This window comes from Rhodopseudomonas sp. P1, from assembly GCF_039642825.1.
In the GTDB taxonomy this organism is placed as follows: domain Bacteria; phylum Pseudomonadota; class Alphaproteobacteria; order Rhizobiales; family Xanthobacteraceae; genus Rhodopseudomonas; species Rhodopseudomonas palustris_H.
In genome coordinates, this window is record NZ_CP088006.1 from 5,150,523 (window position 1) to 5,172,542 (window position 22,020).

Annotated in this window: 25 protein-coding genes; 19 read left to right on the top strand and 6 right to left on the bottom strand. The window is 65.3% G+C overall.

All coding sequences use genetic code 11. The features are described from left to right. Positions 1-214 precede the first annotated feature (214 nt). The 18 genes from LRC39_RS23810 (at position 215) to LRC39_RS23895 (ending at position 15,508) form a co-directional block, all read left to right on the top strand. Positions 215-1,150 carry a tripartite tricarboxylate transporter substrate binding protein gene (locus LRC39_RS23810; RefSeq protein ID WP_346295863.1) on the top strand — a complete coding sequence of 312 codons (936 nt, stop codon included), beginning with the start codon at positions 215-217 and terminating at the stop codon, positions 1,148-1,150. 20 nt (positions 1,151-1,170) lie between these two features. Further along, positions 1,171-2,073 carry a LysR family transcriptional regulator gene (locus LRC39_RS23815; protein WP_346295864.1) on the top strand — a complete coding sequence of 301 codons (903 nt, stop codon included), beginning with the start codon at positions 1,171-1,173 and terminating at the stop codon, positions 2,071-2,073. 126 nt (positions 2,074-2,199) lie between these two features. Further along, on the top strand, positions 2,200-3,318 hold the full coding sequence (locus tag LRC39_RS23820) for a 4-oxalomesaconate tautomerase (protein WP_346295865.1): 1,119 nt from the start codon (positions 2,200-2,202) through the stop codon (positions 3,316-3,318). 168 nt (positions 3,319-3,486) lie between these two features. Then, on the top strand, positions 3,487-4,515 hold the full coding sequence (locus LRC39_RS23825) for an amidohydrolase family protein (RefSeq protein WP_346295866.1): 1,029 nt from the start codon (positions 3,487-3,489) through the stop codon (positions 4,513-4,515). 2 nt (positions 4,516-4,517) lie between these two features. After that, positions 4,518-5,213: a 4-carboxy-4-hydroxy-2-oxoadipate aldolase/oxaloacetate decarboxylase gene (gene ligK, locus LRC39_RS23830; protein ID WP_346295867.1), complete on the top strand. Its 696-nt coding sequence runs from the start codon at positions 4,518-4,520 to the stop codon at positions 5,211-5,213. Next, entirely contained in the window at positions 5,213-6,148 is a 936-nt protein-coding gene (locus LRC39_RS23835) for a DUF1932 domain-containing protein (RefSeq protein WP_346295868.1), read from the top strand. The genes ligK and LRC39_RS23835 overlap by 1 nt, the downstream gene beginning before the upstream one ends. Positions 6,149-6,399: 251 nt before the next feature. Then, the gene (locus LRC39_RS23840) at positions 6,400-7,314 is read left to right on the top strand and encodes an amidohydrolase family protein (RefSeq protein ID WP_346295869.1); all 915 of its coding nucleotides are present in this window, start codon (positions 6,400-6,402) and stop codon (positions 7,312-7,314) included. Between the two features lie 157 nt (positions 7,315-7,471). Continuing rightward, positions 7,472-7,861 (top strand): protocatechuate 4,5-dioxygenase subunit alpha, encoded by a 390-nt coding sequence (gene ligA, locus LRC39_RS23845; protein ID WP_346295870.1) that lies wholly within the window; start codon positions 7,472-7,474, stop codon positions 7,859-7,861. Beyond that, a complete protein-coding gene (locus LRC39_RS23850) occupies positions 7,861-8,715 on the top strand; it encodes a class III extradiol dioxygenase subunit beta (protein ID WP_346295871.1) in 855 nt (284 codons plus the stop codon). Before ligA ends, LRC39_RS23850 begins: the two co-directional genes overlap by 1 nt. Position 8,716: 1 nt before the next feature. Continuing rightward, positions 8,717-9,676: a Gfo/Idh/MocA family oxidoreductase gene (locus tag LRC39_RS23855; protein ID WP_346295872.1), complete on the top strand. Its 960-nt coding sequence runs from the start codon at positions 8,717-8,719 to the stop codon at positions 9,674-9,676. A gap of 186 nt (positions 9,677-9,862) precedes the next feature. After that, positions 9,863-10,261: a hypothetical protein gene (locus LRC39_RS23860; protein WP_346295873.1), complete on the top strand. Its 399-nt coding sequence runs from the start codon at positions 9,863-9,865 to the stop codon at positions 10,259-10,261. 104 nt (positions 10,262-10,365) lie between these two features. Beyond that, on the top strand, positions 10,366-10,761 hold the full coding sequence (hisE, locus tag LRC39_RS23865; RefSeq protein WP_346295874.1) for a phosphoribosyl-ATP diphosphatase: 396 nt from the start codon (positions 10,366-10,368) through the stop codon (positions 10,759-10,761). Between the two features lie 101 nt (positions 10,762-10,862). Then, positions 10,863-11,444 (top strand): YqaA family protein, encoded by a 582-nt coding sequence (locus tag LRC39_RS23870; RefSeq protein ID WP_346295875.1) that lies wholly within the window; start codon positions 10,863-10,865, stop codon positions 11,442-11,444. 52 nt (positions 11,445-11,496) lie between these two features. Further along, entirely contained in the window at positions 11,497-12,171 is a 675-nt protein-coding gene (locus tag LRC39_RS23875; RefSeq protein WP_346295876.1) for a hypothetical protein, read from the top strand. A 145-nt stretch (positions 12,172-12,316) separates the two neighbouring features. Beyond that, complete coding sequence (locus LRC39_RS23880) at positions 12,317-13,285, top strand: NAD(P)H-dependent flavin oxidoreductase (protein WP_107346243.1); 969 nt, start codon at positions 12,317-12,319, stop codon at positions 13,283-13,285. 153 nt (positions 13,286-13,438) lie between these two features. Next, entirely contained in the window at positions 13,439-14,212 is a 774-nt protein-coding gene (locus LRC39_RS23885) for a thioesterase family protein (RefSeq protein ID WP_107346753.1), read from the top strand. A gap of 189 nt (positions 14,213-14,401) precedes the next feature. After that, positions 14,402-14,656, top strand: a complete 255-nt coding sequence (locus LRC39_RS23890; RefSeq protein ID WP_107346244.1) for a hypothetical protein — start codon at positions 14,402-14,404, stop codon at positions 14,654-14,656. Between the two features lie 123 nt (positions 14,657-14,779). After that, positions 14,780-15,508, top strand: coding sequence for a hypothetical protein (locus LRC39_RS23895; protein WP_346295877.1), 729 nt, complete (start codon positions 14,780-14,782; stop codon positions 15,506-15,508). A gap of 52 nt (positions 15,509-15,560) precedes the next feature. On the opposite strand, the gene LRC39_RS23900 is transcribed toward LRC39_RS23895, so the two are convergent. Then, complete coding sequence (locus LRC39_RS23900) at positions 15,561-17,309, bottom strand: tetratricopeptide repeat protein (RefSeq protein ID WP_346295878.1); 1,749 nt, start codon at positions 17,307-17,309, stop codon at positions 15,561-15,563. A gap of 111 nt (positions 17,310-17,420) precedes the next feature. Next, a complete protein-coding gene (locus LRC39_RS23905; RefSeq protein ID WP_346295879.1) occupies positions 17,421-17,738 on the bottom strand; it encodes a hypothetical protein in 318 nt (105 codons plus the stop codon). A gap of 53 nt (positions 17,739-17,791) precedes the next feature. On the opposite strand from LRC39_RS23905, the gene LRC39_RS23910 reads away from it, so the two are divergent. After that, a complete protein-coding gene (locus tag LRC39_RS23910; protein WP_346295880.1) occupies positions 17,792-18,523 on the top strand; it encodes a peptidase in 732 nt (243 codons plus the stop codon). Here the strand turns inward: LRC39_RS23910 and LRC39_RS23915 are convergent. The 4 genes from LRC39_RS23915 to modA form a co-directional block, all read right to left on the bottom strand. Then, the gene (locus LRC39_RS23915; protein WP_264053661.1) at positions 18,496-19,098 is read right to left on the bottom strand and encodes a DUF2478 domain-containing protein; all 603 of its coding nucleotides are present in this window, start codon (positions 19,096-19,098) and stop codon (positions 18,496-18,498) included. The two genes, LRC39_RS23910 and LRC39_RS23915, sit on opposite strands and share 28 nt — an antisense overlap. 146 nt (positions 19,099-19,244) lie before the next feature. Further along, complete coding sequence (gene modC / locus LRC39_RS23920; RefSeq protein ID WP_346295881.1) at positions 19,245-20,366, bottom strand: molybdenum ABC transporter ATP-binding protein; 1,122 nt, start codon at positions 20,364-20,366, stop codon at positions 19,245-19,247. Continuing rightward, entirely contained in the window at positions 20,363-21,016 is a 654-nt protein-coding gene (gene modB / locus LRC39_RS23925; RefSeq protein ID WP_263989936.1) for a molybdate ABC transporter permease subunit, read from the bottom strand. The genes modC and modB overlap by 4 nt, the downstream gene beginning before the upstream one ends. Before the next feature lie 178 nt (positions 21,017-21,194). Further along, on the bottom strand, positions 21,195-21,968 hold the full coding sequence (modA, locus tag LRC39_RS23930) for a molybdate ABC transporter substrate-binding protein (protein ID WP_107346251.1): 774 nt from the start codon (positions 21,966-21,968) through the stop codon (positions 21,195-21,197). Positions 21,969-22,020 lie beyond the last annotated feature (52 nt).

Sequence of the window (22,020 nt, forward strand, 5' to 3'; positions counted from 1 at the left end):
GTTCCTCGGAAAGACTTCTTCAGTCGGGCGGACAGCTCGGCGCAGGCGCGAGCCCCTCCCGTTCGTTACGCACGATTCTGACGGTCCGGCCGCATCAGGTCAATTGCAGCGGTCGCTGTGAAATCCGGTTCAGTTGGACTATCGTCGCGCCATGAGCTTGATCCGACGTATTGTTTTGTCTCGCCGGGCCGTCCTGACCACCGCTGCCGCAGCCTTGGCGACGGCGAGGATTCCGTCGCTCGCGGTGGCGCAGGGCCTGTATCCGACCCGCCCGGTGCGGATCGTGCTGCCGTTCGCGGCCGGCGGTGTCGCCGACATCACAGCGCGCCTGATCGCCGATCAGCTCGGCACCAAACTCGGCCAGCGTTTCTATGTCGAGAACCAGCCGGGCGCCGGCGGCATCGCCGCGGCGCGCACGGTGATCTCATCGCCGCCGGACGGCACCACGCTGGCGCTGTTGTCGAACGGCACCGCGATCAGCGTGTCGCTGTTCAAGAAGCTGCCGTTCGACCCGGTGAAGGATTTCGCGCCGATCTCCAGCCTCGGCACCTTCGACTTCCTGTTCGCGGTGCGCGCCGAGTCCAAGTTCAAGACGCTGGAAGACATCATCAAGGCGGCGAAGCAGAAGCCCGGCGCGCTCAATGTCGGCACCATCAACACCGGCAGCACGCAGAACCTCGCTGCGGCGTTGTTCAAGACTGCGGCCGGGGTCGACTTTGTGATTGTTCCGTTTCGCGGAACGCCGGAAGTGCTGGTGGCGCTGCTGCAGGACAGCGTCGATCTGACGATCGATAGCTATTCGGCGCTGAAGGGCAATCTCGCCGACGGCAAGATCCGGGCGCTGGCAGCGACCGGGCCGCTGCGCTCGAAGATCACGCCCGAGATCCCGACGCTGCGCGAAAGCGGCATCGAGGCCAGCATCGAATCCTGGAACGGGTTGTTCGCGCCGGCCGGCACGCCACCCGGCGTGATCGGCGCCTTGAACACGGCGCTGCAGGAAATCCTGGCCGAGCCCGCCCTCAAGAAGAAGATGCTCGAACTTGGCATCGACGCCAAACCGTCGACGCCGGACCAGTTGGCGGCACGGCTGCGCGCCGACATCGAGAAATGGCGCGCCGTGATCGAGCAGTCCGGCATCGAGCGGCAATAGCGGCGGGCCCGCGACCAACGATGAACCTCAAGCAGCTCGAATATTTCATGCATGTCGCCGAGCTCGGCTCGTTCAGCAAGGCCGCGATGGTGCTGGATGTCGCCCAGCCGGCGCTGAGCCGGCAGGTGCGCGGGCTGGAGACCGAACTGCGCCAGCAATTGTTTCTGCGTAACGGCCGCGGCGTGGCGCTGACGGAAGCCGGGCGGCGGCTGTTCGATCACTCCGTCGCCATCATGCAGATGGTCGCGCATGCCCGCGAGGATCTCGGCGCCAGCCGCGACGCGCCGGTCGGCCGCGTCACCATCGGGTTGCCGCCGTCGATTGCGCGGCAACTGACGCTGCCGCTGATCGACCACTTCAAGCGCACCCTGCCGTCGGCCCGGTTGGCGATCGTCGAAGGCCTATCGTCGCACATCATCGAATGGGTCACCACCGGCCGCGCCGATGTCGGCCTCGTCTACAATCCGGACGCCCAGTCCGGCATCGAAATCACGCCGCTGCTGCAGGAACCGCTCGGACTGGTCAGCTACGCACCCGCCGGCAAACGCCGCACCGCCGCGGCACCGCTGCCGTTCAAAGAGCTGTCGAAATATCCGCTGATCGTGCCCGAACGGGTGCACGCGATGCGACGGCTGCTGGAGAACGAGGCGGCGCTGGCCGGCGTCAAGCTCGACATCGCCTGGGAAGTCTCGAGCGTACCGTCGATCATCGAATTGGTCTGCGCCGGCTACGGCCACGCGGTGCTGACGCGAAGCGGGGTGGCCGCCTCGCCGCGGGCGGCCGAGCTGGTGATGCGTCCGCTGATCGAGCCCGCACCGGCGAGCGCTCTTTGCCTCGTGGTGTCCGCGACGCGGCGGCCGACGCCGCTGGCGCAGCACAGCATGCGGATATTGACCGAGCTGGTGCGGACGCTCCCCACCTGATTCCGGCTCACGGTTTTCGGCACGGGCGGTTGCCATGCCGGAAGCCGATAGCTGTTATAGACCACCCGCCGTGGCGCCGATCAGGCCGCCCGGCCAAAATAGCAATAACAATCCGGAAGGAAACGAATGCAAACCGCCATTCCCTGCCTGTTCATGCGCGGCGGGACCTCACGCGGCCCCTTCTTCAATGCAGCCGACCTGCCGAGCGACATCGCCACCCGCGACAAGGTGCTGCGCGCGGTGATGGGCTCGCCCGATCGCCGCCAGATCGACGGCCTCGGTGGCGCTCATCCGCTCACCAGCAAGGTCGGCATCGTTTCCAAAGGATCGAAGCCCGGCGTCGATCTCGATTTCTTGTTCGCCCAGCTCCAGCCTGAGAAAGACACGGTCGATACCACGCCGAACTGCGGCAACATGCTGGCCGCGGTCGTGCCGTTCGCGCTGGAAACCGGGCTGGTGAAGCCGCAAGGGCCGACCACCACGCTGCGGGTGCTGACGCTGAACACCGACATGCAGTGCGACATCACGGTGCAGACGCCGAATGGCCATGTCGATTACGAAGGCGACGCGCGGATCGACGGCGCGCCCGGCACCTCGGCGCCGATCAAGATCAACTTCCTCGATACCGCGGGTTCGGTGGCGCCCAGCCTGCTGCCGACCGGCAACGTCCGCGATATCATCGACGGCGTCGAGGTGACCTGCATCGACAACGGCATGCCGCTGGTGATGTTTCGCGCCGAGGCGGTCGGCCGCACCGGCTATGAGGGCGTCGCCCAGCTCAACGCCGACACCGAACTGAAGGCGCGGCTGGAAAAGCTGCGGATCGCCTGCGGCCACGCGATGCGGCTCGGCGACGTCACATCGAAGAACTATCCGAAGATGACCCTGATCTCGGCGCCGCGCGCCGGCGGCAGCATCTCGACCCGCAGCTTCATTCCGCACGTCTGCCACGACGCCATCGGCGTGCTCGCCGCCGTGACGGTGGCGACCGCTTGCGTGCTGAAAGGCAGCGTCACCGAAGGCATCGCGCAGGTGCCGGATGGAAATGTGAAGCAGAGCTCGGTGGAGCACCCGACCGGCGAATTCTCGGTCGAAATCGAAGTCGATCCAGCCAACCCGCAGAACGTCACCCGCGCCGCCTTGCTGCGCACCGCCCGGCTGATCATGCGCGGCGAAGCGATGGTGCCGGGCTCGGTGTGGGACGGGAAGCAGACCAGCGACGCAGCGCTGCGACGGGCGGGGTGAGGCGTCGAAGAGATAGATAATGTAACAACGAAGCTTGCTTAGGTAGCAAGCGCAGCAACAACAACAGGCGTCATGCGCGGGCTTGACCCGCGCATCCATCTTCAGAAGAGCGATGGATTGCCAGGTCAAGCCCGGCAATGACGAAGAACAAGCAGTTAGGGACACCCGATGATCATCGACATTCACGGCCACTACACCACAGCGCCGAAGGCGCTGGAGGATTGGCGCAACCGGCAGATCGCCGGCATCAAGGATCCGTCCGTGATGCCGAAAGTGTCCGAGCTGAAGATTTCGGACGACGAGCTGCGCGCCTCGATCATCGAGAACCAGCTGAAGAAGATGCAGGAGCGCGGCAGCGACCTGACCGTGTTCTCGCCGCGGGCCTCGTTCATGGCGCACCATATCGGCGACTTCAACGTCTCATCGACCTGGGCAGCGATCTGCAACGAGCTGTGCGCCCGCGTGGCACAGCTGTTCCCCGACAACTTCATCGGCGCGGCGATGCTGCCGCAATCGCCGGGCGTCGATCCGAAGACCTGCATCCCTGAGCTGGAGAAGTGCGTCAAGGATTACGGCTTCGTCGCCATCAACCTCAATCCCGATCCGTCGGGCGGGCACTGGACCTCGCCGCCGCTGACCGACCGGCACTGGTACCCAATCTACGAGAAGATGGTGGAGCTGGAGATCCCGGCGATGATCCACGTCTCGACCAGCTGCAACGCCTGCTTCCACACCACCGGCGCGCACTATCTCAATGCCGACACCACCGCGTTCATGCAGTGCGTCGCCGGCGATCTGTTCAAGGATTTCCCCGAGCTGAAATTCATCATCCCGCATGGCGGCGGTGCGGTGCCGTATCACTGGGGCCGGTTCCGCGGCCTGGCGCAGGAGATGAAGAAGCCGCTGCTCGAGGACCATGTCCTCAACAACATCTTCTTCGACACCTGCGTGTATCACCAGCCGGGCATCGACCTGCTCAACACCGTGATCCCGGTCGAGAATGTGCTGTTCGCCTCGGAGATGATCGGCGCGGTGCGCGGCATCGATCCCAAAACCGGTTTCTACTACGACGACACCAAGCGCTACATTGAGGCGTCGACCATTCTGACGCCGGAAGAGAAGCAGCAGATCTACGAAGGCAACGCCCGCCGCGTCTATCCGCGGCTCGATGCCGCGCTCAAGGCGAAGGGTAAATAACAATGACCGTGCGGATGAACGATCTCGGCATCGTCAAGCGCAACATCGCTCGCGCCGACAAGGCTGCGGTCGAAAAACTGTCGCGGTTCGGCGTCGCCACCGTGCACGAGGCGATGGGCCGCGTCGGCCTGATGCATCCTTATATGCGGCCGATCTATCCCGGCGCGCATATCTGCGGCACCGCCGTCACCGTGCTGCTGCAGCCGGGCGACAACTGGATGATGCATGTGGTCGCCGAACAGATTCAGCCCGGCGACGTCGTGGTCGCGGCCTGCACGGCGGACTCCACCGATGGCTTCTTCGGCGATCTTTTGGCGACAAGCTTCCGCGCCCGCGGCGCGCTCGGCCTGATCATCGACGCCGGCGTCCGCGACGTCCGCGATCTCACCGAGATGAAGTTTCCGGTGTGGTCCAAGGCGATCCATGCCAAGGGCACGGTGAAAGCGACGCTCGGCTCCGTCAACATCCCGGTGGTGGCGGCCGGCGCCCATATCACGCCCGGTGACGTGGTGATTGCCGATGACGACGGCGTCGTGGTGGTGCCCGCCGCGGTCGCGCCGATGGCGGCCGATGCGGCCGAAGCGCGCGAGGCCAACGAGGCCGAGAAGCGCGCCAAGCTGGCGAGCGGCGTGCTCGGCCTCGATATGTACAAGATGCGCGAGCCCCTGGAAAAAGCCGGTCTGAAGTACATCGACTGATGAGCAGAGATCCGAAACAGTGGCGTATCGGGATCGTCGGCTACGGCGAGGTCGGTAAGATTCTCGCCGAGGATCTGCGCGCCCAGAGCGTCAAGGTCACGGCCTATGACGTCAAGCTCGCCGATGATCGTGGCGGGCCGCTGCGCGAGCATGCCAGCCGCCACGGCGTGACGCTGACGACGTCGCATGCCGAGCTTACGGAACGCAGCGATTTCATCATCTCGGCGGTGACGGCGAGCCAGACTGTCGCTGTCGCCGAGGCCTGCGCCGGCGCGATCAATCAAGGCACCTGGTTTCTCGATTTTAACTCCGCCTCGCCCGGCGCCAAACAGCGCGCCGCTTCGCTGATCGACGGGGCTCAGGGGCGCTATGTCGAAGGCGCGGTGATGACCTCGGTGCCGCCATATCGCATCAAGGTGCCGCTGCTGCTCGGCGGCGCGCACGCAGCCGAATTGGCGCCGCTGATCAATACGCTCGGCTTCGCCGCCAAGCCGGCGAGCGACCAGCTCGGCGTCGCCTCCGCCACCAAGATGTGCCGCAGCATCATGATCAAGGGCCTCGAGGCGATGGTGATCGAGAGCTTCACCACCGCGCGGGCCTACGGCGTCGAGGACGCGGTGATCGCCTCACTGCAGGAGACGTTTCCGTCGATCGATTGGGAGAAGCAGGGCGCCTACTTTTTCCAGCGCGTGATCGAACACGGCCGCCGCCGCGCCGAGGAAGTCCGCGAAGTCGCCGAGACGGTGCGCGAAGCCGGCCTGACGCCGTGGTCCGCGCAAGGCACCGCGGAGCGGCAAGCCTGGGTGGCGGATCTGGCGGACGAGGGACTGTTCGGGAAACGCGGCGACAAGGCCTTCGCCCGGAGCCCTGATTGGCGCACGGAGGCTGATCGGATTCTGGCGAAGGTGAAGGACGATCAAGAACGGAAGTCTTGACCTGAATCTGTAGCCGCAGCGCTCGTGGTACCCCTCCCCCTTGCGGGGAGGGTCGGCCGAGCAAAGCGGAGGCCGGGGTGGGGGGCCACGAGTAGCAGTGCCTGGGCCCCCCACCCCGACCCCTCCCCGCAAGGGGGAGGGGAGATGAGAGGCCGAGGCGAAACACTGACTGATTTGAACTGCTGACTTGAGCCCGCACCAACCCGAATTCGCGCTGAATTAGACCAACACGGACTGAGACGAGTAACCGAATGACCTTCGAAAAGACCCCGGGCTGGCTGGATTGGTACCAAGGCCCCTCGAAGCCGCAGTTCAAGGTGCCGGCAGGCGCTGTGGACGCGCATTGCCATGTGTTCGGGCCGGGCAACGAGTTTCCGTTCGCGCCGGAACGGAAATACACGCCGTGCGATGCGTCGAAGCAGCAGCTTTATGCGCTGCGCGATCATCTCGGCTTCTCCCGCAACGTCGTGGTGCAGGCGACCTGCCACGGTGCAGACAACCGCGCGATGGTCGATGCGCTGGTGAACTCCGGCGGCAAGGCTCGCGGCGTTGCCACCGTGAAGCGCAGCGTCACAGATGCCGAACTGCAGGCGATGCATGATGCCGGCGTCCGCGGCGTGCGCTTCAACTTCGTCAAGCGGCTGGTCGACTTCACGCCGAAGGACGAACTGGTCGAGATTGCCGAACGGATCAAGCAGTTCGGCTGGCACGTCGTGATCTATTTCGAGGCGGTCGATCTGCCGGAGCTGTGGGATTTCTTCACCAGCCTGCCGACCACCGTGGTGGTCGACCACATGGGCCGCCCCGACGTCACCAAGCCGGTCGACGGCCCCGAATTCGAGCTGTTCGTCAAGTTCATGCGCGAGCATGCCAATGTCTGGTCGAAGGTGAGCTGCCCGGAGCGGCTGTCGGTGTCCGGTCCGCCGGCGCTGAACGGCGAACAGAACGCCTACGGCGACGTGATCCCGTTCGCCCGCCGCATCGTCGAAACCTTCCCGGATCGCGTGTTGTGGGGAACCGACTGGCCGCACCCGAACCTGAAGGACCACATGCCGGATGACGGCCTGCTGGTCGACTTCATCCCCCACATCGCGACGACGCCGGAACTTCAGCGCAAACTGCTGGTCGACAACCCGATGCGGCTGTATTGGCCGGAGGAGAAGTGAACAGAGCTTCCACGCAGCGACGCCAGTCGAGTGAGGGGGCGCGCCCACGAAGCCGAGCGGCTCAGGCGCCCCTCACCCCACCCCTCTCCCCGCGCGCGGGGAGAGGGAGCGGCCGCCGCCCGTTTCGCAACTAACAAGTCTTAGAGGAGACCCCGCCATGCCCCTCGACAAACCCTATACCGACGTGCCCGGCACCACGATCTTCGATGCCGACATGTCGCGCCAGGGCTATCATCTCAACCAGTTCTGCATGTCGCTGATGAAGGCCGAGAACCGCGCCCGCTTCAAGGCGGACGAGCGCGCTTATCTCGACGAATGGCCGATGAGCGAGGAGCAGAAGCAGGCGGTGCTCGATCGCGACCTCAATCGCTGCATCGCGCTCGGCGGCAACATCTACTTCCTCGCCAAGATCGGCGCCACCGACGGCAAGAGCTTCCAGCAGATGGCGGGCTCGATGACCGGAATGACCGAAGAAGAGTATCGCGCCATGATGGTCGGCGGCGGCCGCCCGATCGAAGGCAACCGTTACGTCGGGGAGAAGAAATAATGGCCCGGATCACCGCCAGCGTTTACACCTCGCACGTTCCGGCGATCGGTGCGGCGATCGACATGCAGAAGACCGGAGAAGATTATTGGAAGCCGGTATTCAAGGGCTATGAGTTCTCCAAGCAGTGGCTGAACGACCAGAAGCCCGACGTGATCTTCCTGGTCTTCAACGATCACGCCACCGCTTTCAGCCTCGACCTGATTCCGACCTTCGCGATCGGCACCGCGGCCGAATATCAGCCGGCCGATGAAGGCTGGGGACCGCGGCCGGTGCCGAAAGTGATCGGCCATCCGCGGCTCGCCGCGCATATCGCCCAGTCGGTGATCCAGGACGATTTCGACCTCACCATCGTCAACAAGATGGATGTCGACCACGGCCTCACCGTGCCGCTCAGCCTGATGTGCGGCGAGCCGCAGGCCTGGCCCTGCCCGGTGATCCCGTTCGCCGTCAACGTCGTGCAATATCCGGTGCCGTCAGGGCGGCGCTGCTACATGCTCGGCCAGGCGATCGGCAAGGCGATCCGCTCCTACGACGAGGATCTCAACGTGCAGATCTGGGGCACCGGCGGCATGAGCCACCAGCTCCAAGGACCGCGTGCCGGGCTGATCAATCGCGAGTGGGACAACGCCTTTCTCGACCAGCTGATCGCCGATCCGGATGCGCTGTCGAAGAAGCCGCATATCGACTACGTCCGCGAGGCCGGCTCCGAGGGCATCGAGCTGGTGATGTGGCTGATCGCGCGCGGCGCGATGAGCGATGTCGCAGGCGGCCCCAAGCCCAAGGTCGCCCACCGTTTCTACCACGTCCCGGCCAGCAACACTGCGGTCGGCCACCTCATTCTGGAGAACGCCTGACATGGCAAAGACGATCAAGGTCGCCCTCGCGGGAGCGGGTGCGTTCGGCATCAAGCATCTCGACGGCATCAAGAACATCGACGGCGTCGAGGTGGTGTCGCTGATCGGCCGCCGGCTGGAGCAGACGCAGGACGTCGCCAAGAAGTACGGCATCGACCACGTCTCGACCGAACTGTCCGACGCGCTGGCGATCAAAGAGGTCGATGCGGTTATCCTCTGCACGCCCACCCAGATGCATGCGCAGCAAGGCATCGACTGTTTGCGCGCTGGCAAGCACGTCCAGGTCGAAATCCCGCTGGCGGATTCGCTGGCTGACGCACAGGCGGTGGTCGATCTGCAGAAGCAGACCGGGCTGGTGGCGATGTGCGGCCACACCCGCCGCTTCAATCCGAGCCATCAGTACGTGCATAAGAAGATCAAGGCCGGCGAGCTGAACATCCAGCAGATGGATGTGCAGACCTACTTCTTCCGCCGCACCAACATGAACGCGCTCGGCCAGCCGCGCAGCTGGACCGATCATCTGCTGTGGCATCACGCCGCCCACACCGTCGACCTGTTCGCCTATCAGGCCGGCTCGCCGATCGTGAAGGCCAACGCCGTGCAGGGACCGATCCATCCCGACCTCGGGATCGCGATGGACATGTCGATCCAGCTCAAGGCCGCCAACGGTGCGATCTGCACGCTGTCGCTGTCGTTCAACAATGACGGCCCGCTCGGCACCTTCTTCCGCTACATCTGCGACAACGGCACCTACATCGCCCGCTACGACGATCTGGTGAACGGCAAGGAAGAGAAAATCGACGTCTCCAAGGTCGACGTGTCGATGAACGGCATCGAACTGCAGGACCGCGAGTTCTTCGCCGCGATCCGCGAAGGCCGCGAGCCGAACGCCTCGGTCGCCCAGGTGCTGCCCTGCTACCAGGTGCTGCACGATCTCGATCAGCAGCTCGCCAAGGGCTGATCCTCCGCACCTACTTCGCCGCATTGCTGCGCAATGGCCGGGCTCGTCCCGGCCATTTTTCTTTGAAGCGCGGAACCATCGGCGCGAACGCAGTCCGGCCTTGTGTTTCCGAAGCGGAACCTTAGCCGCATCATGACGGTTGTCTCGGCGGATTACCGAGACACACCCGTCAGGCGGAGGATACAGATGCAGAAGCGCAAATCCTTGTGGTCGTCGGGCGGCCGGACCGTCGCGATCGTCACCGCTATGGCGCTGGCCGTGCCGGCGCTCGAGCCGACTGCAGCATTCGCTGCCGCTCCCACGACCAAGCTTCAAACCGCTGCACCGGCGACCGAGGCCGCGCCGCTGACCGATGTCAGCGCGCGCAAGCGCCGCTACGCTAGGCGTGGCGGCAATGGCAATGCCGCGGCTGCCGCAGCCTTTGTCGGGATCGTCGGCACCATCGGAGCGATCGCTGCCGCGCAGGCGCAGCGCGACGCGTATGAGAGTCGGTACCGCTACTACTATGGCGGCCCGGGTTATTACGGGGGACCGCGCTATTATGGCGCACCCTATGGCCCGCAACCGTACTACTACGGCTATTAACGCACCGAACCGACGCTCAGGCGCGCTCATCCTGCCTCTAAGGTTGGATATCGCGCCTGAGTTGCGTTAACACGACTGACATCGAAATCAGCTAAGCTGTTGAAATGGCTGATTCGCTTGAGCGCCTTTATCACGCCGTGCTCGCGGCGCGGGATCTCGATCCAGCGACGTCGCGGACGGCTCGGCTGTTTCAACGCGGCTCCGGCAAGATGGCCAAGAAGCTCGCCGAAGAGGCGATCGAAGTGGTGATCGACGCGGTCAACGGCAACCGCGAGGCGGTGATCCGCGAAAGCGCCGACCTGCTCTACAATCTCACGGTGCTATGGGCTTCCGCCGGCGTCCGCCCCGAGGACGTCTGGACCGAGATGCGCCGCCGCGAAAATCTGCTCGGGATTGCCGAGAAGCTGCCGAAGACGCGCATCGGCAAGCCGCCGACGCCGCATGCCACTCGACGCCCCGTGGTCGCGCAGGACGCCCGCGCGGTGCGCAAGCGTCACTAAACTCACGTCCTCTCTCCACTCGGTCTCCGGCATCCCGTTCTCCAGCATCTGTGCCTTTTGCGCCATGGACAAACCGGCGACGGAATGGTTGATCGCGCTCCATGCTGCGCAAAATCTACGACTGGTGCATCGACGCCGCCCACAAGCCCTACGCCCTCTGGATTCTCGGGCTGGTCTCGTTTGCGGAGAGCTCATTTTTTCCGGTGCCGCCGGATGTGATGCTGATTCCGATGTCGCTGGCGCGGCCGCAGCGCGCCTGGTTTTACGCGGCGCTGTGCACCGTGACGTCGGTGGCCGGCGGCGTGGTCGGTTATGCGATCGGCGCCCTGCTGTACGACTCGGTCGGGCACTGGCTGATCCAGCTCTACGGCTATGGCGACAAGGTCGAGGCGTTTCGCGCCGGCTACGCCGAATGGGGCGCCTGGATCATCCTGCTCAAGGGTCTCACCCCGATCCCCTACAAGCTCGTCACCATCACGTCGGGCTTTGCCGGCTACGACATCTGGCTGTTTATCCTGTTCTCGATCATCGCCCGCGGCGGCCGGTTCTTCATCGTCGCGGTCGTGCTGAACCGCTACGGCGCGGTGATCCGCGAGCAGATCGAGAAGCGGCTCGGCCTGTGGGTGACGATCGGCGCCGTGGTGCTGGTGCTCGGCTTCGTCATCGCCTTCAAACTGGTCTAGCGGAGACGGCGAATAGCCTTCTCTCCGCCGGCGCATCGGCGTAGGCTGGGCCATGCCCATCTCGAACCGCAGCTTGCGCTGGCGCCTCGTGCCGCGCCGCGTCGGCATTTTCACAGCCGCAATATTCGCCACAGCTCTGCTCGGCGGCCCCGCGCTGGCGCAGAATTACACGCCCCCGCCGCCGGCCGACCGGCCTCCGCCGCCGCCTCCACCGGCGCGCTCGGACAATCCGGGCCTGGTCGATGAAATCCAGAAGCTGCTGAAGACGCCGTCGTCGCTCCTGCCATCGACGTCACTGCTGCCGTCGTTCGGCAGTGACAGCAAAGACGCGCCGCCGCCTCCGCCGCCGAACCCGCCGCCTCCGCCACCACCGAGTCCGGCAGGCCCACCTGCATCGTCGCAGGCAGCTTCCCCACCGCCTCCGCCACCTCCCGGCGGCAGGCCGCCGCCCCCTCCGCCTGCGCCGCCTGCTCCGGCTGCATCATCGGCACCGATCGTGCCCTCGATGGTCAGCGGACGTCAGGTCTGTCCCGCGGCGCCGGGCAGCGGTGCCGACTGCCAGGCCGCCGCCGACATCCTGTGCCGGTCGAAGGGCTATGGCGGCGGCAAGAGCCTCGGCGTCGATGCGACCGAGAAGTGTTCGGCCAAGGTGCTGATCCCCGGGCGGGCGCGCGAACCGGGCGATTGCCGGACGGAAAATTTCGTCACGCGGGCATGGTGCCAGTAGTCCGCGGCTGATCACTGCGACGAAACGTGCGCTTGCGCCGAAACGCTACGAATTCGCCAAATCCCACCTTGCAGGTCTGTTCCTCGCTTGCTTTTGTGTCGCCGCGGCCGCGCCGCCAAACACAACAAACAAGGAGAAACTCGAAATGCCCATGCCTGCGTTGTTCAAGGGCCGCCTCTCGGTCCCGGTGATCGGCTCACCGTTGTTCATTATTTCGGGTCCCGAGCTGGTGATCGCCCAATGCAAGGCCGGCGTGGTCGGGTCGTTTCCGGCGCTCAATGCGCGTCCCGCCGCGCTGCTCGACGAGTGGCTGCACCAGATCAAGGAAGAGCTCGCCGCCTACGACAAGGCGCATCCCGAGCGTCCGTCGGCACCGTTCGCCGTCAATCAGATCGTGCACAAATCCAACAACCGGCTCGATGCCGACCTCGCGCTTTGTGAAAAGCACAAGGTCCCGATGCTGATCACCTCGCTCGGCGCCCGCGAAGAGCTGAACCAGGCCGCGCATAATTGGGGCGGCATCGTCTTCCACGACGTCATCAACCAGAAGTTCGCCCACAAGGCGGTCGAGAAAGGCGCCGATGGCCTGATCCTGGTCGCGGCCGGCGCCGGCGGCCATGCCGGCACGCAGTCGCCGTTCGCCTTCGTCACCGAAACGCGCGCCTGGTACAACGGCCCGATCGCGCTGTCCGGCGCGATCGCCAACGGCCGCGCGATCCGCGCCGCCCGGGTGCTCGGCGCCGACTTCGCCTATATCGGCTCGGCCTTCATCGCCACCAAGGAAGCCAACGCCGTCGACCGCTACAAGGAGATGATCACCACCTCCGGCGCGGACGACATCGTGTATTCCAACCTGTTCACCGGCGTGCACGGCAACTACCTGAAGCCGTCGATCGTTGCGGCCGGCATGGACCCGGACAATCTCGAACAGTCCGATCCGTCGAAGATGAACTTCGGCACCGATGAGGCCGGCGAGCGTGCCAAGCCGAAGGCCTGGAAGGAGATCTGGGGAGCCGGTCAGGGCATCGGCAGCATCAACGACGTGCTGCCGGCCGGCGAACTGATCGCCCGCTTCAAGAAGGAATACGACGAGGCGATCGACCCGCCGCTGTGAGGCAATAACCATCGTCTCTTCTGCTACTCCCGTCATTGCGAGGAGTGAAACGACGAAGCAATCCAGCTCCGTGCACCGCGCCCTGGATTGCTTCGCTTCGCTCGTAATGACGGGAGCTTCGATCTCGTCAGCTCAGCTCGTGGAAGTCACCGCATGGACTCCATCTACCGCATCGACGGCATCAATATCGAAACCAGCCCGAACGCGGCCGGACCGTGGGATCCGACGATGCAGCACGGCTCTCCGCCGTCTGCCCTGGTTACTTACCTCGCCGAACAGATCCCCACCCCGTCGCCGATGCAGATCTCGCGGGTGACCGTCGACCTGTTGCGCCCGGTCCCGGTGGGGCCGCTGACCTACCAAACCGAAGTGCTGCGCGAAGGCCGCAAGATTCAGCTCTGCGCCGTGCGGCTGCTCTCGAAGGGTGTCATCGTGGTCGGCGCTACGGTGCTGAAGATCCGCGTCGCCCCGCCGGATCTGCCGGACGATATTGAGCATCCGCCGCTCGACGTGCCGCATCCCGACGACTGCCCGGTGCTCGACCCCGGCTTTACCCGCAATCCGTTCGTCGGCGGCATGTCGCTGCGCAAAGTCTACGGCGGCTTCGGCGAGATCGGCCCCGGCGCAACCTGGTATCGCGCCGACCGCGCCCTGGTCGAAGGGCAGCCTACCTCGCAGGCGATGCGGGCAGTGGTCGCCTCTGATTTCAGCAACGCCACCTCATCGATCCTCGACTTCAAGCACTGGACCTTCATCAACGCCGACCTCAACGTGTTCTTCGCGCGGCAGCCGGTCGGCGACTGGGTGCTGCTGAATTCCGAGATGTGGCTGGGGCCGGACGGCGCCGGGATCGCATCGTCGAAGCTCGCCGACGTCCACGGTTATTTCGGGCGCGCGATCCAGAACCTCGTGGTCGAACAGCGCTGAGCTGATCGCAACCGGCCTGTGGATAGCAGGGATCACTCCAGGTATTTCAACGAGGCGGCCAAGCCCTCAGAATCAGTTTAACACCGCATTAACCATCCTCGGCACATCAATAGGGCCGCCGCGATGCGGGCCTGTCTGACAACCGATTCTGCATCGTTGGCGTACACCACAGCCGAAGTGGACCTCGCCATGCTGCATGTCGAAAAGACTTCCGCGACCCTCGACGAACTCCGCATCCGGGTCGCTCACGCGCTGCATCGCCATCCGCTGTGCCGCGACGTGCGCTTCGAAATCGTCGGGACGCCGCGCACCCGCAAGGGCGGCAACTGGACGATTAGTATCCAGTCGGTCGCGCCCGATGCGCTGTGGGAAGCTTCCGAGATCGTCGCTGATATTCAGGAAGCCTATGAGCTGGCCGAGATGCCGATGTATGCGGCAGCCTGATCGAACGCCCGGGATACGGAACCAGACGCCCCGCGGAACTGCTCATAGTTACCACTAACAGCCATATTTCCTCTGCATTCTTGCGCGATACGAACCTCATTCGTCGCCGCGACGGAGATCAGCTTGACCAAGACCGTCACTCTTTCTGCGCTGGTGTGCGTGCTCCTGGCGAGCGCGTCTGCCGCCAGCATTCTGGCCCGCGCCAGCGTTCCCGCCGCGGGACTGGCCGGCGTGGCCGCGGTCGAGCGTCCCGTCAGCAACCGTGAATTCAAGGCCGACAAGCTCGAAGTAGCGCTGCAGCCGGACGAAGCTGAGGTTCAAGCCGCGCAAGACCAGCCCGCCAACGATCCGGCCGCGACCACCACGGCGGACGCGACCGTGCCGGCCAAGCCGCTGCAGCTCGCCTTCGCGGCCGATGATCTGCCGGTTGCAGCAATCCCGGAGGCCGCCCCTTCGGAGCAAAGCGTCGCCGCGCCCAAAGCCGTCACCAAGCTGCCGCCGGTGATCGCGACAACTCCGGTCCAAAAGCCGAAGCCCAAGCCGGCCGCGAAGGAAGCGCTGCTCAGCGACGGCCAGATCGCACAGATCAAGACCCGCCTCAATCTGTCGTCGTCCCAGGAATATTATTGGCCGTCGGTCGAGCAGGCGTTGCGCGCCATCGGCCGCAAGCTGCATGCCACCGCGCGCGGCCACGACCGCAGCACCCCGGCGATCGATCCGGACAGCGCCGAAGTGCAGCAGCTCAAATACGCCGCGATGCCGCTGCTGTTCCAGCTGCGCGAAGATCAGAAGCAGGAAGTTCGTAAGCTCGCCCGTGCCATGGGCCTCGAACAGGTTGCACAACAGATCTGACGCAGATAGCAGCGGCGCGAATGCGCCTCTGCTCCTGTTAGCCAGATTGCTACTACGCAGCGGTTTCCTGGGCTTCCCGCTCCGGCCAATTCGCAGGCCGACCGGGAACCAACTTCAGCCCTTCGACGAAGTGATCGACCCAGGTGCGATCGACGAAGGGGAGCCAGTCCAGAAAGCGTTTGGAGAAGTTCGGCTTGATGGCGAGGAGCTCGTCGCAGGCGATCCGTGCCGCGTCGAGCTGCCCCATCCGTACCAGCGCGTTGATCTTCAGAACATGCGCGTACCAATAGGCAGGGCGCCGTGCCAGCGCCAGCGTGGCATGTTCGATCGCTTCCGGCCATTGTCCCAGCATGGTGTAGGCGAGCGCCAGTTCGCCCAGCGAATAGAAGATATTGGGATCGTTCGACGACAGCCGCATCGCCGTCTTGAGCTGAACGATCGCCCGATCGGGCTCGCCGGCGAGATTGAAACAACCGCCGAGCTGAGCATGCGCCAGCGCTAGGCTCGGCGTCAGCGTGATCGCCTGCTTCAACAGGTTCTTCGCTTCGAGGGGATGCCGCAGCCACATCTCGGCGATGCCGGCCAGCATGAAACCGCGACCGTCGTCGGGATCGGCCAGCATCGCCTGCTGCGCCAGCTTGCGCATCCGCAGGATCTGATCCTGCGGCTGGCGGCCGGCCCAGATCGACCACGCCAGCGCCGCCGTCGCCTGGATCAGTGCTTCGGGTGAATTGGGATCGAGCGCCAGCGCTTCGGCGAACAGTTTCTGCGCCATTTCGGAATCGGCGCGCGTCAGACGGTTGAGATGCCAGCGGCCGCGCCAGATCAGATCGCTGACGCCGAGCTTGTCCTGCCGTTTGCCGCGAATGCGGATCTGCTCGGCGTGGTCGATCCGGCTTTCGAGCTGCGCCACCAGTTCGTTGACGAACTGCACGAGCTCGTCATGCGCCGCCGGGGATTGCAGCGTGAACCGCCGCGACCATAGCGAATAGCCGGTGATCGCCTCGGCCAGCGAGGCCGACACCCCATAGGAGTCGTAGGCGCGATACAGCCGGCCCTCGACGAGGTACTGCGCCCCGAGGCGCTGGCCGATCAGCTTGCGGTCGTCCCGCTCGGTGAACGAAAAGCTGGAGTTGCGCGAGATCACCGGCAGCCAGCGGATGCGCGACAGCCCGACGATCAGTTCCTCGCCGATGCCCTCGGCTACGTAGTCCAACGCCTCATCCCCGGTGGCGTTGGCGAACGGCAGCACCGCGATCGCGGGACGGCCGGCGAAGCCCACCGGCGGCGTCGAGATGTCGACGATATGGGTCGGCAGCGTCGTCGCGCCGCCGGCCACCGCCGAAACCACGATATCGTTCGCGGGCGGCACGAGGGCGTCGCGCTGCTCACGCAGCCATTGGCCGAATCCAAGCTCGCTCGGAATATCGACACCTTCCAGCAATTCTCCGATCGCCCGGCCAGGACGCGCGGCAAACAGGTCGATGTCGATCAGGTCGGTGCGGAGACGTACACGATCGCGATCGCTGAGCAGCAGCTCGGCACCGTTCGCGTTCAGCAGCTTGCGCAGGTTCGATAGCTCGCGGCGCAGACTGCCGGCAGCTTCGGCCTTGCGCCGACTGCCCCACAGCCGATCCTGCAGCCAGCCGCGGGTGCGCGCGCCATCACGCGACAAGGCGAGCATTGCGACGACGGCGATGCCCTTCTTGCTGGTGATCTCGACCCGGCGCCCGCTGGGTGCCGTGAGTTCGAAGGGTCCAAGCAGCCGAAGCGCGTACCGCTCCGAATTTGCCGCCGTCATCCCGTATCCTTCCTGCCGCTTCGTTCAAAATAGCACTTTTCACGCGTCTATCACGCCATTTTCACGATGGGGGCCCATCGATAAGGAGGCGGAACTCGACCCAATAAGGGATTATGCAAGATGTCTCTTGACCGATTGAAAAATTGAGTAACAAAGAGACATATACCGTCGGTTGCAGCGGGCGAGCAGGCAACGACATGCGAGTGCATCGTATGTGAAACGGCGGAAGATACGGGCGGGGTTATGGTTAGCGTGACTGGAAGCGAGCTCCACCAGGAGCTTCTGTTCGCGTTCGGCGGCGGCGAGCGCGATGTTACCGTGGCCCTGCTCGACGGTTTGGTCGACCGCACCCATGATTGTTTCATCGGCGCGCCCCTCAAGCCGCTCAACACCGCAGTCGCCCAGCACACCGGCGACGACGCCCCCCAAGCGCCCAAGCCACCCATCTGGCCAGCCTCCTCTTCGGGCAACCCTGCCGGTCGGTGGAGGGCATCGCGCCGATGTGCCGCGGGCTGCTGGCACCGATCTTCAGTGATGCCCGATCTGTGTGCGGACAGGCCGATCTGGCCGACGCGATCACGCGGGCACTCGATCACGGCGCCGACATTATCCTGATTGGTGCCGGAGCGTTCGAACGCCCTTGGTATCCGGGCTTCGCGTTGGCGGACGCGGTCGCCAAGTGCAACGCCAGCAACACGCTGATTGTCACCAGCGCCGGCAGCAAAGGCTGCACCACTCTGCTGCGGCGTTGCGGCGCTTTGAACCTGCTGCCGGTCGCAGCTCTCGACAGCGTCGGCCAGCTCCTCGGCGGCCAATGCCGCGACCTCGGCGACATCGGGATCGCCATTCCCGGCACCAGCGTATCGGGCGCGGCCCTGGAAGGCCGAGTGGTGCAGCGAAGCAACCCAAATGTGGCGGCGGGGATGGGGGCGGGGGTGGCGGCGGTGCTGTTGGGCGTGTTGTGCAGGGCGGGCGGGGCGCGCGATCCAGGGGCGGTCGCCGAGGCGATCCGGATGACCGCGACACCGCGAGGCGCGCTCGGCGGATCCGATTACCCGGCGACCTGGACCGGCCGCAAGAGCCTGGAGACCGCCGCCGCCTACCTGACGGGGCGCTACGAGAGCGCCTACGCGTCCAGCCTGTTTGAAACCTGGTATCGCGCCCGGGCGGGCGCGACCCGGTCGGATCACGCCGCGTTTCGTCCGCGGGCGTGATCCTGCCACCACGCTTCCAGCGCATCCGCCTCCGGCGGCAGCGACACCGACAGCCCCTGGGCGAAGTCGTTCCAGACGTCCTCGGCCTTCGGCGTCACCACGCACGCCACCGGCACGCCGGCCGCGATCGCCGCCTGGAACGCCGACATCAACCCGCCGCGCACCGCCTCCTGGCCGCCGAACCGGCTCAGCACCACCAGCGCCGGCTTGCGCGCCACCGCGCGTTCGACCGCCCCCGCCGCCAAAGCCAGCGACGACGAATTGAGATTGCAGGCCTGCGATCCCGAGCCGAGATCCTGATGCATCGCATAGCGGTCGCCGGTCGCGATATCGATCAGCTCGCTGCGGCACTCGCAGCCCTCGTGACCGCCGCCATGGCCTTCACCGTGACCATGCCCATGCCCGTGTCCCTGATGGCCGCGGCCGGTATCTTCCGGCGGCACGATCACGCCGACGACGTCGATGCCCTCGGCCTTGCGGCGTAGCGCAAACGCCGTGAGCACGTCGGCGGCCGGCGTCCCCGGGCCGCCGCGCAGCGCCGCGATCGGCATCAGTTGGTTGCTTTCGAACGACATTGTCGATTCTCCTCCATGGGATACGGACGTACGTCGTCGCTGACCCGACACGACTGGTAGTCGCGTAGTCGTCAGCGCCGCCGTTGCAGCGATCAGCAAAGAGAATGCGAAGTTCGTGCCGGCTCGCGGCACCTCATCGCCGCCAACTACGCGTGGCCGTCGCGCCCCGGCGCGAGCGCGACGCCCTTGATCTGCGCATAGACGTCGACGCCGTCGGCGAGCCGAAGCAGATCCCACGACCGTCGGCTCAGCCGCGCCAGCAGCCGGCCGCCATCGCCTTCGCGCCCGAGCGCCAGCACCACCAGCATCTCGTTGGCGCCGACCGGCGAAGTGGTCACGATCCGTGCCGCCACCGCGTTGAGGATCGAGCTCGCCTGCGGCAGCTCGCGCGCCAGGCTGACGTCGCTGGCGGCGATCCGAACCCGGCGAAGTTCGCCGCTCGCCGCCGGCGCCGACGGCACCAGCAGCCGCCCGCCGTCGATCTGCAGCGTCACCAGGCCATAGCTGGAATCGTAGCTTTCGACCTCGGCGTCGAAATTCACCGCGGCGTCCCGTGCAATCGCCAGCGGCAGCTTGGGATCGCTCTGCAGCTCGGCGAGCGGCCCGACCGCCAGCACCTTGCCGGCCTGCATCAGCACCAGATGATCGGCGAGCCGTTCGATCTCGGTGATGTCGTGACTGACGTAAACCACCGGCAGCGACAGCCGCGCATGCAGCCGCTCCAGGAACGGCAGGATCTCGTCCTTGGTGAGCCGATCCAGCGCCGACAGCGGCTCGTCCATTAGCAAGAGTTTCGGCTGCGACAGCAGCGCCCGTCCGATCGCGACGCGTTGACGCTCGCCGCCGGACAGATTGCGCGGCGAGCGTTCCAGCAACTTCGCAAGGCCGAGCAGCTCGATCACTTCGTCGAACTCGACCGCATCGGCATGGGCCTTAACCGGCTCGTGCGGCGCGCCGTACAGCAGGTTGGCTCTTACCGAGAGATGCTGGAACAGGCTGGCTTCCTGAAACACATAGCCGATCGGCCGATGATGCGGTTTCAGGAAGGTCGTATCGTCCTGCCACACCTCGCCGCTGACTTCGCAGCTACTTCCCGGCAGATGCTGCAGGCCGGCGAGGCAGCGCAGCACGCTGGACTTGCCGCAGCCGGAGGGCCCGAACAGGCCGGTGATTCCGGTGGCCGGCACCGTAAACGCGGCATCCAGCTTGAAGCCGCCGAGCCGGCCGCGAAACGCCGCCCGAATGGTGGGAGGTGACAGCGCCCTCATGCCCGGATCCGCGCGGTTCGTTTTTCCAGCATCATCATGGTGAGGATCACCACGAAGGCGAACGCCGCCATGCCGCCGGCCAGAATGTTGGCCTCACGCCACTGCGAGGTCTCGACGTAGTCGTAGATCGCCACCGACAGCACCTTGGTGCTGCCCGGAATGTTGCCGCCGATCATCAGCACGATGCCGAACTCGCCGACGGTGTGGGCGAAACCCAGCACCGCGCCGGCCAGAAAGCCCGGCCGCGCCAGCGGCACCGCCACCGTCCAGAATGCCTTCAGCGGCGACGCGCGCAGCGTCGCGGCAACTTCCAGCGGACGATCGCCGATCGCATCGAATGCATTGCGGATCGGCTGCACCACGAACGGCATCGAATAGATCACCGAGCCGAACACCAGGCCACCGAAGGTGAACGCCACGGTGCGACCGCCCCACAGCGACGCCAGCGCGCCGCCCGGCCCGTCCGGCCCCATCAGTACCAACAGATAAAACCCGAGCACGGTCGGCGGCAGCACCAGCGGCAGCGCCACCACTGCCGCGATGCCTTCCTTCCACCACGCCCTGGAGCGCGCCAGCCACCATGCGATCGGCGTGCCGACGATCAGCAGGATCACCGTGGTGATCGCCGCCAGCTCGATGGTGAGCCACACCGGCTGCCAGATGTCGGGGGGAGGCTATGCATACGTTCTCAGGACTGATGTGGTGAAGGAAACGAGACCTTCCTCCGTCATTGCGAGCGAAGCGAAGCAATCCATGCGGCGAGCACCGAGCTGGATTGCTTCGTCGCTACGCTCCTCGCAATGACGGAGAGGCTTCAGCATGAGAACGTCAGCTCGCCTTCGGCGTGGTGACTTCGTAGCCGAACTTCTCGATGATGGCGCGCGACTCCGGGCCCTTGAGGAAGTCGAGGAACGCCTTGGCGGCGGCGTTGGCTTCGCCCTTCTTCAGCAGCACCGCGTCCTGGGTGATCGGCTTGTACAGGTTCTGCGGCACCATCCAGCGCGAGCCGTCCTTGTCGCCGATCACCTGCGACAGAGCCACGAAGCCGATCTCGGCGTTGCCGGTCTGCACGAACTGATAGGCCTGGGTGATGTTGGCGCCTTCGACCAGCTTCGGCTTCAGGTCGTCGTACAGCTTCAGCGCCTGCATGGTCTCGACCGCGGCGGCGCCGTAGGGCGCGGCGGCCGGATTGCAGATCGACACCTTGGCGATCGACGCTTGCTTCAGGGTCTCTTCGCCCTTCACCACGCCCGGCGACTTGCTCCATAGCACCAGCTTGCCGACCGCGTAGGTGAACACGCTGTCCTTCACGCCGAGGCCTTCTTCGGCGAGCTTCTTCGGCCGCGCCGAATCGGCCGACAGGAATACTTCGAACGGCGCGTCCTGAGTGATCTGGGTGTAGAACTGACCGCTGGCGCCGAAAGACAGCACCACCTCGTGCCCGGTCTTGGCCTTGAACGCCGCGGCGATCTCCTTCACCGGCTCGGTGAAATTCGCCGCGACCGCGACCTTGGCGGAATCGGCGAGCGCCGGCACAGAGGCAAGTCCGGCGGCAAAAGCTGCGCCGAACAGGGCGAGCTTGAGAGTGGCAATGGCTTTCAAGGGAAGTCTCCTACTGGTTGAAGTCCGCATTGATGGTGATGGCGACAAGGCG